This window comes from Mesorhizobium sp. B2-3-2, assembly GCF_006442295.1.
In the GTDB taxonomy this organism is placed as follows: Bacteria; Pseudomonadota; Alphaproteobacteria; order Rhizobiales; family Rhizobiaceae; genus Mesorhizobium.
In genome coordinates, this window is record NZ_VFWA01000014.1 from 131,553 (window position 1) to 148,085 (window position 16,533).

The following is a 16,533-nucleotide window of genomic DNA, read 5'->3' on the forward strand; positions in this document are numbered from 1 at the left end:
TGTGTACCACTCGTGAAATCTAGGTAAATTCGCGCGGCAGATTTGATTAACCATGCCGGGCGGGCGGTCACTCGGCCAATTGCGGCAGGTTTCTGAACAGCTCGAGCGCCTCGGGATTGGCGAGCGCCTCCTTGTTCTTGATGGCACGGCCATGCACGACATCGCGCACCGCAAGCTCGGTGATCTTGCCCGATTTGGTGCGCGGAATGTCTGACACGGCGACGATCCTGGCCGGCACGTGGCGCGGGCTGGCGCCGGCGCGGATTTTCGCCCGGATGCGCTTCTCCAGATCCTCGTCGAGCTGAAGGCCGGCGGCCAGCCGCACGAACAGCACCACGCGTACGTCATTGTCGAAATCCTGGCCGATACAGAGCGCCTCCAGGATTTCCGGCATCTGCTCGACCTGATTGTAGATCTCCGCCGTGCCGATGCGCACCCCACCCGGATTGAGCGTCGCGTCGGAGCGGCCGTGGATGATCATGCCGCCATGAGCGGTCCACTCGGCGAAGTCGCCATGGCACCAGACATTGTCGAAGCGCTCGAAATAGGCGGCCCGGTATTTCTTGCCCTCGGGGTCGTTCCAGAAGCCGATCGGCATTGCCGGGAACGCCTTGGTGCAGACCAGTTCGCCTTTCTCCTGCCTGACCGGCTTGCCGTCGTCGTCCCAGACGTCGACGGCAAGGCCGAGGCCTGGTCCCTGGATCTCCCCGGTCCATACCGGTTCGGTCGGGACGCCGAGGACGAAGCAGGAAACGATGTCGGTGCCCCCGGAGACCGATGCCAGATGCACGTCCTTCTTGATGCCGTCGTAGACGAAGCGGAAATCCTCGGGCGACAGCGGCGAGCCCGTCGAGGAGATGGCGCGCACGGTGGACAGGTCATGGCTGCGGATCGGCTTGAGGCCGGCCTTGCGTACCGAATCGATGAATTTCGCCGAGGTGCCGAAGAAGGTCATCTTCTCGGCATCGGCGAAATCGAACAGCGCATTGCCGTTGGGGTAGAAGGGCGAGCCGTCATAGAGCAGCAGCGTCGCGCCCGAAGCGAGGCCCGACACCAGCCAGTTCCACATCATCCAGCCGCAGGTGGTGAAGTAGAAGAAGCGGTCGCCGTCGAGCAAGCCTGCGTGCAGGCGGTGTTCCTTGAGGTGCTGGATCAGCGTTCCGCCGGCCGAATGGACGATGCATTTGGGAATACCGGTGGTTCCGGACGAGAACAGGATGTAGAGCGGATGCGAAAACGGCAGCCGCTCGAAGGCGACCTGCCTGACGGCGAAGGGCGACAGCGCCTCTTCCATCGCCACGGCCTTGTCGATTGTATCGGCGATATCGGCCGAGGTGCCGAGATAGTCGACGACCACCACCTTGCGAACGGTGCCCAGTTTGGCGGCCACCGCGCGGACCTTGTCGGCGACCTCGATCGCCTTGCCGTTGTACCAATAGCCGTCGGGCGCTATGAAGACGACGGGTTCGATCTGCCCGAACCGGTCGAGCACGCCCTGCTCGCCGAAATCGGGGGAGCAGGACGACCACACCGCGCCGATAGAGGCGGTCGCGAGCATGGCGGCGACCGTTTCCGGCATGTTGGGCATCATCGCAGCGATACGGTCGCCCTTCTTGACCTTGAGCGACAGGAAGAGCTGCTGGAAGCGCGAGGTGAGCGCATGCAGTTCGTTCCAGGACAGCCGGCGCTCGACCTTGTCCTCGCCGCGAAATACGATCGCTTCTCCGGCTCCGGTCTTCCTCAGGAGGTTCTCGGCGAAATTCAGCGTCGCGCCGGGAAAGAAGGCCGCTCCCGGCATCTTCTCGCCATCGACAAGCACGCGCCCGCCTCCGGCGCTGCCGTTGTCGCCGACGATGCCACAGAAATCCCAGACCAGGCTCCAGAACGTTTCGCGATCCTCCACCGACCAGCGGTGAAGGTCGGCATAGGAGGTCAGGGGCATGCCGCTCTTTGCCGCGGCGGCCTTCATGAAGGCGGTCAGCGGCGCAGCGTCGATCTGGTCCTGCGTTGGGGTCCAGAGTGGTACTTCGGCAGCCATGATGGGTCCTCCCAGGATCGCCATCGCTTATGCATATTGCGCCGCAGCAGAGCAAGATTTTGTTCGGCCGAGGCGCCCAGATGTGCGCAAATGCCATCGCCGGGCCATAAAGACTTGAAATGCGTCGGCCCTAAGTCGTAGTGACGACTAGAAGTCGTGGTGACAACTGGAAGTCGTGGTGACGACTGGAAGTCCTGGTGACGACCGGGTTTACACCCGCCGGACGATCTTTGTCGGAACGAAAGCATACGGGGCGATATGCCATCATCTTTGATCCGACGCGGAACATGGGCGATCGGCGCTGCCGTGATCGTCGTCGCGCTGGTGATCGCCGCCCTGCCGCTCATCGCTTCGACGCGCATCGTGCGCGATCGCATCGCTTGGGAATTAAGTGCCTGGAGCGGTTTCCGGGTCGCCATCGAAGGCTCGCCGCGCATCGAGGTCTGGCCGAACTTCCGGGCGATCCTGACGGATGTGACGCTTTCCAAGTGGACCGACGTCGACGCACCGCCGGTCGTCGAGGCTGAACGGGTCGAGGTCGACCTCTCGGCCATGGCGGCGCTGCGCGGCGACGTGGTGTTTTCCACGGCGCGGCTGGTGCGGCCGACGATCAGGGTCCAGCGCACTGCGAGCGGCCTGTTCCTGCCCACCGCTCCGACCGGCGGCCGCATCGCACGCGCCATCGACGTGGCGCGCGGCGTGGTCGGTGCGGATCCCGCCAAGCCCGATCTTGACAAGCTGCCGGCCGACACTTTCGGCACGGTGGAGTTCAGGGACGGCCGCATGGTGGCGTCCGTCAACGGGAAGGACGAAGAGGTGCTGAGCAGCCTGAGCGGCCAGGCAGCATGGGCGGCTATGAACAGCAATGCGACGCTCTCGGCGACCGGCATCTGGCGCGGCGAAAGCGTCGCCGTGGACGCCGCATCGCCGAAGCCGCTGGTGTTGTTTGCCGGAGGCATGGCGCCGCTGACGCTGTCCTTCAAGGCCGCGCCCGCCACCTTCTCTTTCGACGGCATGGCCAGCATGTCCGAAAACGCCTATCTCGACGGCCAGGCCAAGTTTTCGGCGCCCTCGCTGCGCCGCGTGCTTGAATGGTCGCAGGCCGATATCGCGCCGGGCGCCGCGATCGGCTCCGTCAGCGTCTCGAGCAAGGTGACCGCGACGGCCGGGCGGGTCAAATTCGAAAACACCGCACTCTCCCTCGACAATAACCCGGGAATGGGTGCCCTGGACCTGTCGCTCGGCGACACACAGCCGGTGATCTCCGGCACGCTCGCCTTCGACACGCTCGATTTGAGGTCGTTCCTGTCCGCCTTCACGCCGCTCGGACCGGCAAGCGGCGCAGGTCCAAGCGAAGCCGACACGAATTTCGCCGACCGGGTCAATCTGGACCTCCGGCTGTCGGCGGCGCACGCCACGGCAGGCTCCATCCAGCTTGCCGACGTCGCCGCCACGGCCCAGGTCAAGGACGGCCTGTCCGTTTTCGACATTTCCGACGCCTCTGCCTTTGGCGGCAATATCCAGAGCAGCCTTCGTTTCGACCGCAAGCCCGAGGGCAGCCAGGTCGAGATCCGGCTGTTGGCTTCCGATATCGATGGCGGCGCTTTCGGCACGGCGGCCGGGATGACGCGGCTGGTGCCGGTCGGCACGGGGACCGTGTCCGTCATCCTCAAAGGGCCCGGCAGGACCTGGGACTCGATCTTCGAAACCGCCGACGGCTCGGTTTCGGCGACCTTCGGGCCAGGCGCGCTCAGCAAGTTCAACCTGCCGGCCTTTCTCAAGCATACCGAACAGGGCGGCTTCTTCGCGCTCGATGACGTCTCGGACGGGACGCTGCCGATCGATGGCGCCGAACTGAAGGCAACCATCTCGAAGGGCGTGGCGAGACTGGACAAGGCCGAGGCCAATTCGGCGAAGTACAAGATCTGGCTTTCCGGCATCGCCTCCTATGCCGGACGGGGGCTGGCGCTGTCGGGCGGTGTCATCCAGCCGGACCAGGTCGCCACGCAGGCAAATGGCCAGCAAGGCCCCAAGCAATCGTCCTTCTTCGTTGGCGGGACATGGAGCACGCCGTTCATTTCGCCGATCAACCGCGGCGTGTCGGGCGAATAAGCAGCCTTTCGGCCTCTTTGTTCAAGCATGATCTCTGGACAAACCGAACCGTTTGTCCGCGAAAGCCTGTGCTTGCTTTTCGGGATCATGCCCAGCCTGTTCGGGCATGATCTCGCCCGAAAACCGGCGCCCACTTTTCGGGATCATGCTCAGCCGCGTTGCGCGGCCTGTTCGTCGCGTTGGCGCTGGACCTCGCGACGCTTGTTGGCAAGGGAAGCGACGATGACGCCAACCGCCACGACCGCGATCAGAATGGTGCAGGCGGCGTTGATCTCCGGCGTCACGCCGAGACGAACCTGGCTGTAGATCTTCATCGGCAGCGTGGTCGCGCCCGGCCCCGAGGTGAAGCTGGCGATGACCAGGTCGTCGAGCGAGAGCGTGAAGGCAAGCATCCATCCCGACACGATCGCGGGCAGGATGACGGGCAGCGTGATCTGGAAGAATGTCTTGACCGGCGGCGCGCCGAGATCCATCGCCGCCTCCTCCAGCGAGCGGTCGAAGGATACCAGGCGCGACTGCACGACGACGGCGACGAAGCACATCGTCAAGGTGGTATGGGCGAGTGTGACGGTGAGGAAGCCCCGGTCCAGGCCGACAGCGACGAAGAGCAGCAGCAGCGACAGGCCGGTGATGACTTCGGGCATGACCAAAGGCGCGAACACCATGCCGGAGAACAGCACCCTGCCCCGGAAACGCGTGTAGCGTGTCAGCGTCAGCGCCGCCAGCGTGCCGAGCACGGTCGCCGCCGTGGCCGAAATGACGCCGACGCGCGCCGTCACCCAGGTGGCATCCATGAGGCCCTGATTGTGGAACAGCGACACGTACCATTTGGTCGAAAAGCCGCCCCAGACGGTGACCAGCTTGGATTCATTGAAGGAGAACACGATGAGCAGCACGATCGGCAGATAGAGGAAGGCGAAACCGAGCACGATCGAGGTGATGTTGAAGCGGCTCCAGGTGGTGTTCATTTGTCCTGCTCCTGCGCCTTCGCCTGGGCCTGCTGGAAGATCATGATCGGAACCGTCAGCAACAGCAGCAGGATGACGGCGACGGCGGAAGAGACCGGCCAGTCGCGATTGGCGAAGAACTCGTTCCACAACGTCTTGCCGATCATCAGCGTCTGCGACCCGCCAAGCAGATCGGGAATGACGAATTCGCCGACCGCCGGAATGAACACCAGCAGGCATCCGGCGATGACGCCGGGCAATGACAGCGGGAACGTGATCTTCCAGAACGCGCTGGTCGGCGGACAACCAAGGTCCTTGGCCGCCTCGATCAGCGAATAATCCATTTTTTCCAGCGACGAATAGAGCGGCAGCACCATGAACGGCAGGTAGGAGTAGACGATGCCGATGAAAATCGCCGTATAGGTGTTGAGGATGACCAGCGGCTGGTTGATCAGGTGCAGCGACAGGAGCAACTGGTTGAGCAGCCCCTCGGGCTTCAGGATGCCGATCCAGGCATAGACCCGGATCAGGAACGAGGTCCAGAACGGCAGGATGACCAGCATCAGCAAGGTCGGCCGGATCGTCGCCGGCGCGCGGGCCATGCCGTAGGCTATGGGATAGCCGACGATCAGCGTCAGCACGGTCGAGATCGCCGCGATGATCAGGCTGGTGACATAGGCGTTGAAATAGAGCGCGTCCTGCGTCAGCCAGGCATAGTTGTCGAAGTTGAGGTCGCGGAAGCCCGCGAAGAAGCCGGAGACGCCGTCGCTGAAATCGAGCACCGGCGTATAGGGCGGCATGGCAATCGCCGTCTGCGACAACGAGATCTTGAAGACGATGATGAAGGGGACGAGAAAGAAAAACAGCAGCCAGAGATAGGGAATGAAAATGACGATACGGTTGACGAAGCCGGCGCCCAGCCGCGCCAGCAACGGTTTGGCCGCGGCCGGTAGGGCGGCGTCGGTGGCGGCGATGTCGGACATGTCACCCCCTACCGCGTCAGCACGACGCCGGCATCCGGCCGAAAAGAGACCCAGGCGCGGTCGTTCCAGGTCAGCGGGTCTTCGGTGATGCGCGCCGCGTTCAGGGCGCTTGCCCGCACGAGCTGCCCGTCGTCCAGCCGGACGTGGTAGACGGTCATGTCGCCGAGATACGCGATGTCGTAGACCTCGCCCTCCAGCGCATTGACGCCGTCGGCCGGCTTCTTGGACGACACCTTGATCTTCTCCGGCCTGATCGCGAAGACGATATCGGCGCCCGCGGCGGCGGCGTTGCCGGCATTCTCGACGAGGATCTGGGCGCCGGTCGCCCCGGTGATGCGCGCCGTCTTGTCCGTCCGTTCGGCAACCTTGCCCTCGAACATGTTCACGTTGCCGACGAAATGCGCGACGAAGCGCGACGCCGGGGCCTCGTAGACTTCCGCCGGGGTCGCGACCTGCATGACCTCGCCCTTGTCCATGATGGCGATGCGGTCGGCCATGGTCATGGCCTCTTCCTGGTCGTGGGTGACGACGACGAAGGTGAGGCCGAGTTCCTGCTGAAGATCCATCAGTTCGAACTGCGTCTCCTCGCGCAGCTTCTTGTCGAGCGCGCCGAGCGGCTCGTCGAGCAGCAGCACCTTAGGCCGCTTGGCGACCGAACGGGCGAGCGCGACACGCTGGCGCTGGCCGCCGGAGAGCTGGTGCGGCTTGCGCTTGGCGAACTGCTCGAGCTTGACCAGCTTGAGCATCTCGGCGACGCGCTTTTCGACGTCCGGCTTGGCCATGCCTTCCTGCTTGAGGCCAAAGGCGATGTTGTTCTCCACCGTCATATGCGGAAACAAGGCATAGGACTGGAACATCATGTTGACCGGCCGGCGATAAGGCGGGATGCCGCGCAGATCCTGGCCGTCGAGAAGGATGCGGCCTGATGTCGGCTCCTCGAAGCCGGCGAGCATCCTTAGCAGCGTCGATTTTCCGCAACCGGAGGCGCCGAGCAGGGCGAAGAACTCGCGCTCGAATATGGTCAGCGAGAGATTGTTGACGGCGGTGAAGTCGCCGAACTTCTTGGAGACGTTATCGAACTGGATGTATGGCTTGGCGTTCGGATCGTTCCAAGGCGCGAAATCCCTGCGGATGCTGCCAAGCGATTTCATGTGCCCACTCCGTCCTGCTGCTTTGCCCCATCGAAGCAAGGAGACCCGGCAGGGTGGCTGCCGGGCCTCCTTGGACTAGCTACTGACCGGTGACGATTTTGGTCCAGGTGCGCGTGATGACGCGCTGGGTCTTGGGATCGTAGGGCGAGATCGTAAAGAGCTTCTGCAAGGTCGCGGCGTCCGGGTAGACAGCCGGATCGTCCAGAAGCGCCTTGTCGACGAATTGCTGGGAAGCCTTGTTGCCGTTGGCATAGAGCACGGCGTTCGACGATTTGGCGATCACCTCCGGCTTCATCATGTAGTTCAGGAACTCATGCGCCTCGGCGACATGCGGCGCATCGGCAGGGATTGCCATCTGGTCGAACCACATTTCGGCGCCTTCCTTCGGCACGGCGTAGCCGATCTCGACGCCCTGCTTGGCCTCCTCGGCGCGGTTGCGCGCCTGGAACACGTCGCCCGACCACCCAACCGCCAGGCAGATATCGCCATTGGCCAGAGCGTTGATGTATTCGGAGGAATGGAACTTCCTGATGTAGGGCCTGATCTTCATCATCAATTCCTCGGCCTTGGCAAAATCGTCCGGCGACGTGGTCTCAGGATCGATGCCGAGATATTTGAAGGCAGTCGGGAAGATGTCGGTCGGCGAATCCAGGACATAGACGCCGCAATCCTTCAGCTTGGCCAGCTTTTCCGGATTGAAGAACACGTCCCAGCTGTCGATCTTGTCGGTGCCGAGCGCTGCCTGCACCTTCTTGACGTTGTAGCCGAGGCCGACCGTGCCCCACATGTAATTGATTGAATATTCGTTGCCGGGATCGTATTTCGCGGTCCGTTCCGAAACCGTGTCCCACATGTTGGAGAGGTTCGGCAGTTTCGACTTGTCGAGCTTCTGGAACACGCCGGCCTGGATCTGGCGGGCAAGGAAATTGCCGCTCGGCACGACGACGTCATAGCCGCTGCCGCCGGCAAGCAATTTGGTTTCCAGGATCTCATTGGAATCGAACGTGTCGTAGACCACCTTGATGCCGGTCTGCTTGGTGAAATCATCGATGACCGTGGGGTCGATATAGTCCGACCAGTTGAAGACATTGACGACGCGGTCCTCGGCGTGGCCGCCGAGCGTAAAGAGCGCCAGAAATGCCGAAGTCGCCGAAAGCCAGAGCGCTTTGCGGATCATGCTATTCTCCTTTGGTGAGTGTTCCATCGCCGGCGCGTCGCGGTATCCGCGCGGCCGGACATTTGCTTCAGACTATTGAGCTTTCCAGGAGGCGACAAGCGCCAATTGCCGCGCCGCCGGCTGTCGCAAGCGATGCTCGCGCGCCACTGTCCTGGGCTGGAAGGAGTCGCCGCATCGTCAGAAGCTTTCGCCGCCGCGCAGGCAGAAATACTGGAATGTGATCCGGTCTCGATCGGGTCGCCGGGGAGACTTGGCAAGATAAGCCTGTCTTGTTGTTGCCGTGGTCCCAGCCTGCCCGCGTGGCAGCGAACTTGTCAATGGCAAAGCTAGGGCGCCGCATCAATTCGGCGACGGCACGCCGGTGACCCCTGCCCTGACTGGCCGCGTCTGCCGCTTGAACTCCAGTCCGATATGGACGAGCAGCGCCGTGACCACCACGGCGCCGCCGACGATGGTGCGGCCCGACGGCACCTCGGAATGGATCAGCCACACCCATATCGGCCCGAGGATCGGTTCAAAGGTGCCCAGCAGCGCGGCGACGGCGGCCGGGATCAGCCGCGCGCCGGTGGCGAAGAAAGCGTGGCCGAGGCCGAGATTGACCACGCCGAATACGAAGAGAAAACCCATGTCGCTCCCCGATACGGCGAAGGCCGAAGCCTGCGAGGCGGCAAAGCCCGCCGCCAGGATCGTGCCGAGGCAGGTCGCCGGCGTCATGCGCACGCTGGAGAAGCGCCGTGTGATGACGGTGGCGATCGAGAACATGACGGCGATCAGCAGCGCCAGCCCGTCGCCTATGGGCGAAACGGCGCCATCGAGCGATTCCGACACCATGATGGCGACGCCCGCGATGACGGCGGCAATCGCCAGCCAGGTCGCGACCGCCACTCTTTCGCGAAAGAGCGCCCAGGCAAACAGCGCCGCAAGCAGCGGCACGCCGGCCTGCATCAACAGGATGTTGGCGACGGTGGTGTAGGCAAGCGCCACGACGAAAGAGGTCGATGCGGTGGCGAAGCAGAACCCCACGGCAAGGCCGGGCGCGCCCATGCCGCGAAACGACCTCAGCATGCCGCGCCAGCCGTCACGCCAGACCATGAAGCAGAGCAGGAAGGCCGCCGCCCATACGGAACGCCAGAACACCACCGTCCAGCTGTCGCCGGCGGTGATGAAGCGGGCGATCGTGCCGCCGAAACTCCACATCAATGCCGACAGGAACACGAGCAGGAAGCCGATGCGCTCCTCCCGCTGCGGGACGGTCGATGAACGAGCGATCGGCGATGATGCGGTGTCGGTCATGGGTACGACTGTCGAGGTTTTGAGAACGGCACAATGCGCAAGGGACGACAAAAACGTACCTTATTCGCGTAGCGCAAAGGCGCGGGCCCGGCGTGATCCAGAGACCGCCGGCGATTGTGGCAAGTCCGCCTTGCGAAGCGTTACTGGAAATCGAAGGCGCTCAGGCCCGTCACCATCTCGTCGAGGCCAAGCGGGCGCGTCACCGGCGGCTCGGCGCGCGTCAGGCAGCCGACGCGCTCGCAAAGCCGGCAGGCGGGCCCGACCGGCGTCGCCGCTACCGCGCCAGTTCCGCCTTTTCCGGCCGTTGGGCCGGGAAGTGCCGCACCGTAGACGATGTCGTCGCGAAAGCCGATGTCGCACGCGAGCAGCAGCGCAGTGCGGCGCGGCCGCTCGGAGAACGCGCCTTGCGGCCCTTCCAGCGTGCGGGCGATGCAGAGGAACTCGGCGCCGTCGGGCATTTCCACCGCTTCGACGAAAATCTGGCCGGGCTGGCTGAAGGCGACGTGCACGGGAAGCTTGGGACAAGCGCCACCGAAGCGGCTTTGCGGAAAGCCCAGGCTGCCGGCTTTGCGGAAGCGATTGCCGGCATTGTCGATCTCCAGCATGAAGAACGGCACGGCCGAGGCGCCTTGCCGCTGCAGCGTGGTCAGCCGGTTGGCCGCCTGCTCGAAGGAAACGCCGAAGCGCGAACGCAGCACGTCGATGTCGTAGCGGGCACGAACGGCCGCCGCGTGGAAAGCCTGATAAGGCATCATCAGCGCATGCGCCGCGTAGCGCCCGAGTTCGAACCTGGCGAGACGGCGGGCCTCGTCTGTGCTCAGCTTGAGCGCCTGGATCTCGCCGGCTATCGCGACGGTCATGCGGATCAGGCATGCCTCCATCGCTATTTCGCGCAATTGGTCGAACGGCGACAGGCGCTCGGACAGGAACAGGCGCTGCGAATGGCGATCGTAACGGCGGCGCCAATTCGGCATGGTGGCGACCGGCAGCACCTTGACGACGATGCCGTATTCGCGCTTCAGCCAAGCCTTCAGCGCGGCGGACAAATCGTCGCCGGGGTCAAGCACCGAAGTGAACGCTTCCGCCTCTTCCTCGATATGCGCAAAATGGTTCGGCCGACGCTCGAAGGTCTCATGCACCTCGTCGATCGGCAGGCGGGCGCTGGAAAGCGCCGTCACCCGCCCCTCGCGCGCGAGAAGCTCGTTGAGGTCGGACAGGCGCTCGGCCTGCTCGCGATAGGCACGGAACAGTTTTATCACGGCCGCGGAGGCATTGGGCGCGGCTTCGGCAAGCTCAATCAGTTCCTGGTCTCCCGGCAGTTCGCCAGCCAGCAGCGGATCGGCAAACACTTCCCTCAAGGCCGCGACAGAGCCGCCCGCTTCGCCCTGCAGCTCATGCGGATCGACCTTGTAGGCGGACGCCAGCTTCAGGATCAACTGCACCGTCAACGGCCGCTGGTTGCGCTCGATCAGGTTGAGATAGGACGGCGAGATGCCGAGGCCTTCGGCCATTGCCGTCTGGGTCAGGCCCTTGGCGTTGCGGATGCGGCGGATACGCGGCCCGGCAAATATCTTCTGGTCGGCCATGGACGTCCTTGACAGGAATTTACATTGCGATCGGCACTACGCTTCCGTTCAGGCTTTTACAACAATTACAAATTTACCCCGGCGATCTGTCAAACACAATACAGATTTTCCCTTATTGATGGCGCGATTTTTCGATTTCTCTGGCTCATTTCGCCTCGCACTGTAAATTCAGTCACATCCGAACGCGGCGAGGAATGCCGCCGAGCCAAAGAGAAACAATCCTCCGGAGTAGAGCATGACTGATTTTTACAACCTCGTCCCCTCGGCCCCTGAGGGCCGCTTCGACGGCATCGAACGTCCCTATTCGCCGGAGGATGTGACGCGACTGCGCGGCTCGGTGCAGATCCGCCAGAGTCTGGCGGAAATGGGCGCCAACCGGCTGTGGAAGCTCATCCACGAGGAGGACTTCGTCAACGCGCTCGGCGCCATGTCCGGCAACCAGGCAATGCAGCAGGTGCGCGCCGGGCTGAAGGCGATCTACCTGTCTGGCTGGCAGGTCGCCGCCGACGCCAACACCGCCTCGGCCATGTATCCGGACCAGTCGCTCTACCCGGCCAATGCGGCGCCCGAACTCGTCAAGCGCATCAATCGCACCTTGCAGCGCGCCGACCAGATCGAGACCTCCGAAGGCAAGGGGCTTTCGGTCGATACCTGGTTCGCACCTGTTGTCGCCGATGCCGAAGCCGGTTTCGGTGGGCCGCTCAACGCTTTCGAGATCATGAAGGCGTTCATCGAGGCAGGTGCCGCCGGCGTCCATTACGAGGATCAATTGGCATCGGAAAAGAAGTGCGGCCATCTCGGCGGCAAGGTGCTGATCCCGACCGCGGCCCACATCCGCAATCTCAATGCCGCACGCCTGGCAGCCGACGTGATGGGCACGCCCACCCTGGTCGTGGCGCGCACGGACGCCGAAGCCGCAAAGCTGCTCACCTCCGACATCGACGAGCGCGACCAGCCTTTCGTCGACTACGACGCCGGCCGCACGGTGGAAGGCTTCTACCAGGTGAGGAACGGTATCGAGCCCTGCATCGCGCGCGCCGTTGCCTACGCTCCCCACGCCGACCTGATCTGGTGCGAAACCTCGAAGCCCGACCTGGCGCAGGCGAGGAGGTTCGCCGAGGGCGTGCACAGGCACCACCCCGGCAAGCTGCTGGCCTATAATTGCTCGCCCTCGTTCAACTGGAAGAAGAACCTCGACGACGCCACGATCGCCAGGTTCCAGAAAGAGCTCGGCGCCATGGGCTACAAGTTCCAGTTCATCACGCTGGCCGGTTTCCACCAGCTCAACTACGGCATGTTCGAACTCGCCCGCGGCTACAAGGAGCGGCAGATGGCAGCCTATTCCGAGTTGCAGGAAGCCGAGTTCGCGGCGGAGGCCAACGGCTACACCGCGACCAAGCACCAGCGCGAGGTCGGCACCGGCTATTTCGATGCCGTGTCGATGGCGATCACCGGCGGACGGTCATCGACCACGGCCATGCATGAATCGACCGAGCACGCCCAGTTCAAACCGGCTGCGGAATAGCAGACCAGGGATCTCGGCAAACGCCCAAGGGCATACAGCAAGGAGAAGACCAATGGCATCGATAAGCCGCGTCAAGGAACGGGCCGAAGAGCAGTCGACCACGATGAGCATCGACCAGCAAGCGACGATCCGCATGCTGGCCAACGATCTGCACCGGCTCAACCAGTCGGTGATGAAGGCGGTGGAAGCCGGCGTCTCGGTCGAACTGGTGCGCTCGGCACGACACCATGGCGGCGACGGCAATTGGGGGGACCTGTTGATCCCGGTCATCGTCACGCAGCAAAGCCATGGCTGATCGAAGATCGCCCAGGCCCGCCTCTCACCTGCGCCGTGTATGCGCAGGTGAATTTTATTTTCATGCAACCAAGGAATGGACAGAGCAGTACAGTACTGTTGCTTGAATTGACTGCTGCGGGAATGCTTTCCACCAGCTTTTTATTTCGGCTTGACAGGGACCGCGATCTCACGCCAATTGTCGCCTGATTTCAACTCTGCATTGAAATGGGACGAGTTTCTTGGCTGACTTGGGTGCCCAGTGAAGCGTGACGACGAAAGCGCGAGACGTCCGAATCTGGTGAGCCGGGATTCAGCCACGGAGACGATCCGTCAGACCTCGCAGGTGCTCGTTGTCGGCAAGTCCCCGATCAATCGGGTGGTGATTTCCAAGATCGTCGAGCGGTCCGGGCTCAAGCCGATCTCGGAATCACCCGACATGGCGGCGAAGACCTTGCGCTTGCTGGTCCTGGCCGTGATTGTCCTGGACGGCGGCGCCGATAACAGGGACTGCGACACTCTGATGCCCGGCATCGAGCTGTTGCGGCGGGCCTCGGGCAAATCGCTCCCTGCGGTGGTATTGCTTTCAACCAAGAACGGCACGCCGGAGAGCCTGGGCCTTTCAAACATCGTCGACGCCGTGGTGGCCAAGCCGATCACGCCCGAGCGATTGCAGCCGGTGATTGATCGGCTGGTCAACCGCTGAAGGCAGCGAGCAAGCCTATCTGGCGAGGCTCTCGATCAGTTCGGGCAGTTGTCCGAGATCGGAGATCTGCCGGAAGCGCGGTTCGGCAATGGGCGCTTCGACATGTTCAAGCACCCAGGTCAATTCGTGCGGCACATGAACTCCCCAGCCGCCGGCCTCGATGGCCGGCAGCACATCGGACTTCAGCGAATTGCCGACCATCATGCTCCTGGCCGGGCCATCGCCATGACGACTGAAAACGCGCGCATAGGTAGCCGCGTTCTTGTCGCTGACGATCTCGATCGCGTCGAACAGATCCCCGAGGCCGGACCCGGCCAGCTTGCGCTCCTGGTCGAACAAATCGCCCTTGGTGATCAGCACGAGGCGAAAGGCGCCGGCGAGCCGCTCCACGGTCTCGCGCGCATGCGGCAAGACCTCGATCGGGTGACTCAGCATCTCGCGGCCGGCGCCGAGGATCTCCGATATGATCGAAGCCGGGACGCGAGCTTGCGTGACCTCGATCGCCGTCTCGATCATCGACAGCGTGAATCCCTTGATGCCGAAACCGTAGACGGCGAGGTTGCGCCTCTCCGCCTCCAGCAGCCGTGCCGAGATATGTTCTTCTTCGCCGTGATCGGCGAGCATGGCGGCAAGCCGCTTCTCGGTCATGCGGAAGAACTGTTCGTTCTGCCACAGCGTATCGTCGGCATCGAAGCCTATGGTGGTCAGTTGGCCGGTCTTTTGCATCGACGCCTTCTAATGTGTAAACGAGGCTGAACCTAAGCTCACGGCCGCGATTTTCAACCGCAACGGCCGATCCGGCGGCTCCCCTTCCCTTCGGTCGCGGGGCACGGCTATACTCCTAAATCCGCAACCCAATCTGGTGAATGATGCCGCCTGCAAAAAAGGAAGTCCGTCCGTCGAGTCGCGGAGGGCGCGCCCGCACGCCTGCTTTCGTGAAAAACCTGCGTGGCGTCAAGAACTGGAAGGAAGTCAGCGAATGGCTGGAATGGCGCGGCATCGAAGACATCGAATGCATTACGCCTGACCAGGCCGGCGTTGCCCGCGGCAAGATGATGCCGTCGAAGAAATTCACCTCCAACACCTCGCTGGCGCTGCCTTCAGCCGTGTTCATGACCACCATTTCAGGCGGCTATCCCGAGGACGGCAACGGCTTCCATTATCCGGAGGACGACGGCGACCTCAAGCTCATGCCGGACCTGTCGACGCTGACGGTGGTACCATGGGAGGAAGACCCGACGGCGGCCGTCATCTGCGACCTCGTCCACCAGGATGGCCGCTCGGTGGAATTCACGCCGCGCAACGTCTTGAAGCGTGTTCTGGCCGCCTATGACAGGCGTGGGCTGAAACCGGTGGTGGCACCCGAGATCGAGTTCTATCTGGTGCGCAAGAACCCGGATCCGGACTACCCGCTGACACCGCCCGTCGGCCGTTCGGGGCGGGCGATCGGCGGCGGCGCCGGCTATTCGATCGCCGGCGTCAACGAATTCGACGAATTGATCGACGACATCTATCATTTTTCCGAAAGCCAGGGCCTGGAGATCGACACGCTCATTCATGAGGAGGGCGCCGGCCAGCTCGAGATCAATTTGCGCCACGGCGATCCCGTCGAACTCGCCGACCAGGTATTCATGTTCAAGCGCACCATTCGCGAGGCGGCGCTGAAGCACGAAATCTACGCCACCTTCATGGCCAAGCCGATCCAGGGTCAGCCGGGCTCCGCCATGCACATCCATCAGTCGGTCATCGACAAGAAGACGGGCAAGAACATCTTCTCGGCCGAGGAGGGCTCGGAAACCGAGGACTTTTTCCATTTTATCGGCGGCATGCAGAAGCATGTGCCGAACGCGCTGGTGATGTTTGCGCCCTATGTCAATTCCTATCGGCGGCTGACACAGGCGGCTTCAGCTCCGGTCAACAACAAATGGGGCTACGACAACCGCACGACGGCATTCCGCGTGCCGCGCTCGGATCCGGCGGCGCGGCGCGTCGAAAACCGCATCCCCTCCTCCGACGCCAATCCCTACCTGGCACTGGCCGCTTCGCTCGCATGCGGGCTGATCGGCATCACCAACAAGATCAAGGCCGAGCCTCCGGTGCTGACCACCGCCAATGCCGACGAGATCGATCTGCCGCGCAGCCTGCTCGAAGCCGTCGACCTGTTCGAGGGCGACGAGGAACTCTGCGCACTTTTGGGCAAGTCCTTCGCCGCAACCTACGCGGCGATCAAGCGGGCGGAATTCGAGACGTTCATGGAAGTGATCAGTCCTTGGGAGAGGGAGTATTTGTTGCTGAATGTTTAGGGGAATAGGGCAGTAGGGCAGTAGGGGTGACAGTCGATGGTGAAGATCGAGTCCTACAAGGATCTGATCGTCTGGCAGCGGGCCGTGGAGTTGGCGGTATCAATCTATGAAGCTACAAAAGCCTGGCCGAAAGAAGAGCTCTATGGGCTGACAGCACAGCTGCGTCGGGCAGCTACCTCTGTGCCTGCCAACATCGCCGAGGGCTATGGTCGGGAAAGCCGCGCTTCCTATCAGCAGTTTCTGAGGATCGCGCAGGGATCTCTCAAGGAACTCGAGACCCATCTGCTGATCGCACAGCGCGTCGGAATTACGTCGCATGAAGCAGCCGAACCATTGATGACCCGGAGCGAGAGCGTGGGGACGCTCTTACGGCTTTTGATCCGCAAATTGTCGCCTGAATAGTCCCACCTACTCCCCTACTCCCCTACTCCCCTACTCC

14 protein-coding genes are annotated in these 16,533 nt (G+C 62.9%); 6 read left to right on the plus strand and 8 right to left on the minus strand.

Going from position 1 to position 16,533, the window contains the following annotated elements:
• Positions 1–67: 67 nt before the first annotated feature.
• Complete coding sequence (locus tag FJ964_RS24945) at positions 68–2,038, minus strand: acetoacetate--CoA ligase (RefSeq protein ID WP_140552853.1); 1,971 nt, start codon at positions 2,036–2,038, stop codon at positions 68–70.
• Between the two features lie 258 nt (positions 2,039–2,296).
• Between FJ964_RS24945 and FJ964_RS24950 the strand changes: the two genes are divergently transcribed.
• A complete protein-coding gene (locus FJ964_RS24950) occupies positions 2,297–4,150 on the plus strand; it encodes an AsmA family protein (RefSeq protein ID WP_140552854.1) in 1,854 nt (617 codons plus the stop codon).
• A gap of 149 nt (positions 4,151–4,299) precedes the next feature.
• Here the strand turns inward: FJ964_RS24950 and FJ964_RS24955 are convergent, their stop codons facing one another.
• From FJ964_RS24955 to FJ964_RS24980, 6 genes are all read right to left on the minus strand, one after another.
• Positions 4,300–5,118, minus strand: coding sequence for an ABC transporter permease subunit (locus tag FJ964_RS24955; protein ID WP_140552855.1), 819 nt, complete (start codon positions 5,116–5,118; stop codon positions 4,300–4,302).
• Positions 5,115–6,080 (minus strand): ABC transporter permease subunit, encoded by a 966-nt coding sequence (locus tag FJ964_RS24960; RefSeq protein ID WP_140552856.1) that lies wholly within the window; start codon positions 6,078–6,080, stop codon positions 5,115–5,117. Before FJ964_RS24960 ends, FJ964_RS24955 begins: the two co-directional genes overlap by 4 nt.
• 8 nt (positions 6,081–6,088) lie before the next feature.
• Positions 6,089–7,231, minus strand: a complete 1,143-nt coding sequence (locus tag FJ964_RS24965) for an ABC transporter ATP-binding protein (RefSeq protein ID WP_140552857.1) — start codon at positions 7,229–7,231, stop codon at positions 6,089–6,091.
• Positions 7,232–7,310: 79 nt separating this feature from the next.
• The gene (locus FJ964_RS24970) at positions 7,311–8,408 is read right to left on the minus strand and encodes a polyamine ABC transporter substrate-binding protein (RefSeq protein ID WP_140552858.1); all 1,098 of its coding nucleotides are present in this window, start codon (positions 8,406–8,408) and stop codon (positions 7,311–7,313) included.
• Between the two features lie 339 nt (positions 8,409–8,747).
• On the minus strand, positions 8,748–9,701 hold the full coding sequence (locus tag FJ964_RS24975; protein WP_140552859.1) for a DMT family transporter: 954 nt from the start codon (positions 9,699–9,701) through the stop codon (positions 8,748–8,750).
• A 140-nt stretch (positions 9,702–9,841) separates the two neighbouring features.
• A complete protein-coding gene (locus FJ964_RS24980) occupies positions 9,842–11,287 on the minus strand; it encodes an XRE family transcriptional regulator (protein ID WP_140552860.1) in 1,446 nt (481 codons plus the stop codon).
• A 235-nt stretch (positions 11,288–11,522) separates the two neighbouring features.
• Here FJ964_RS24980 and aceA point away from each other — a divergent pair, with 235 nt between their 5' ends.
• The 3 genes from aceA (at position 11,523) to FJ964_RS24995 (ending at position 13,791) form a co-directional block, all read left to right on the plus strand.
• A complete protein-coding gene (gene aceA / locus FJ964_RS24985; protein WP_140498528.1) occupies positions 11,523–12,812 on the plus strand; it encodes an isocitrate lyase in 1,290 nt (429 codons plus the stop codon).
• 52 nt (positions 12,813–12,864) lie between these two features.
• A complete protein-coding gene (locus FJ964_RS24990) occupies positions 12,865–13,107 on the plus strand; it encodes a hypothetical protein (protein WP_140498529.1) in 243 nt (80 codons plus the stop codon).
• Between the two features lie 240 nt (positions 13,108–13,347).
• Entirely contained in the window at positions 13,348–13,791 is a 444-nt protein-coding gene (locus tag FJ964_RS24995; protein WP_181172613.1) for a response regulator, read from the plus strand.
• Between the two features lie 15 nt (positions 13,792–13,806).
• On the opposite strand, the gene FJ964_RS25000 is transcribed toward FJ964_RS24995, so the two are convergent.
• Positions 13,807–14,517, minus strand: coding sequence for an HAD family hydrolase (locus tag FJ964_RS25000; RefSeq protein WP_140552861.1), 711 nt, complete (start codon positions 14,515–14,517; stop codon positions 13,807–13,809).
• A 140-nt stretch (positions 14,518–14,657) separates the two neighbouring features.
• On the opposite strand from FJ964_RS25000, the gene FJ964_RS25005 reads away from it, so the two are divergent.
• Entirely contained in the window at positions 14,658–16,094 is a 1,437-nt protein-coding gene (locus FJ964_RS25005) for a glutamine synthetase family protein (RefSeq protein ID WP_181172614.1), read from the plus strand.
• Between the two features lie 39 nt (positions 16,095–16,133).
• On the plus strand, positions 16,134–16,496 hold the full coding sequence (locus FJ964_RS25010; protein ID WP_181172615.1) for a four helix bundle protein: 363 nt from the start codon (positions 16,134–16,136) through the stop codon (positions 16,494–16,496).
• Positions 16,497–16,533 lie beyond the last annotated feature (37 nt).

What these genes read in the sequence shown, in the direction of transcription:
- FJ964_RS24945 (WP_140552853.1), bottom strand. Translation starts at nt 2,038, where the DNA reads ATGGCTGCCGAAGTACCACTCTGGACCCCAACGCAGGACCAGATCGAC.
- FJ964_RS24950 (WP_140552854.1), top strand. Translation starts at nt 2,297, where the DNA reads ATGCCATCATCTTTGATCCGACGCGGAACATGGGCGATCGGCGCTGCC.
- FJ964_RS24955 (WP_140552855.1), bottom strand. Translation starts at nt 5,118, where the DNA reads ATGAACACCACCTGGAGCCGCTTCAACATCACCTCGATCGTGCTCGGT.
- FJ964_RS24960 (WP_140552856.1), bottom strand. Translation starts at nt 6,080, where the DNA reads ATGTCCGACATCGCCGCCACCGACGCCGCCCTACCGGCCGCGGCCAAA.
- FJ964_RS24965 (WP_140552857.1), bottom strand. Translation starts at nt 7,231, where the DNA reads ATGAAATCGCTTGGCAGCATCCGCAGGGATTTCGCGCCTTGGAACGAT.
- FJ964_RS24970 (WP_140552858.1), bottom strand. Translation starts at nt 8,408, where the DNA reads ATGATCCGCAAAGCGCTCTGGCTTTCGGCGACTTCGGCATTTCTGGCG.
- FJ964_RS24975 (WP_140552859.1), bottom strand. Translation starts at nt 9,701, where the DNA reads ATGACCGACACCGCATCATCGCCGATCGCTCGTTCATCGACCGTCCCG.
- FJ964_RS24980 (WP_140552860.1), bottom strand. Translation starts at nt 11,287, where the DNA reads ATGGCCGACCAGAAGATATTTGCCGGGCCGCGTATCCGCCGCATCCGC.
- aceA (WP_140498528.1), top strand. Translation starts at nt 11,523, where the DNA reads ATGACTGATTTTTACAACCTCGTCCCCTCGGCCCCTGAGGGCCGCTTC.
- FJ964_RS24990 (WP_140498529.1), top strand. Translation starts at nt 12,865, where the DNA reads ATGGCATCGATAAGCCGCGTCAAGGAACGGGCCGAAGAGCAGTCGACC.
- FJ964_RS25000 (WP_140552861.1), bottom strand. Translation starts at nt 14,517, where the DNA reads ATGCAAAAGACCGGCCAACTGACCACCATAGGCTTCGATGCCGACGAT.
- FJ964_RS25005 (WP_181172614.1), top strand. Translation starts at nt 14,658, where the DNA reads ATGATGCCGCCTGCAAAAAAGGAAGTCCGTCCGTCGAGTCGCGGAGGG.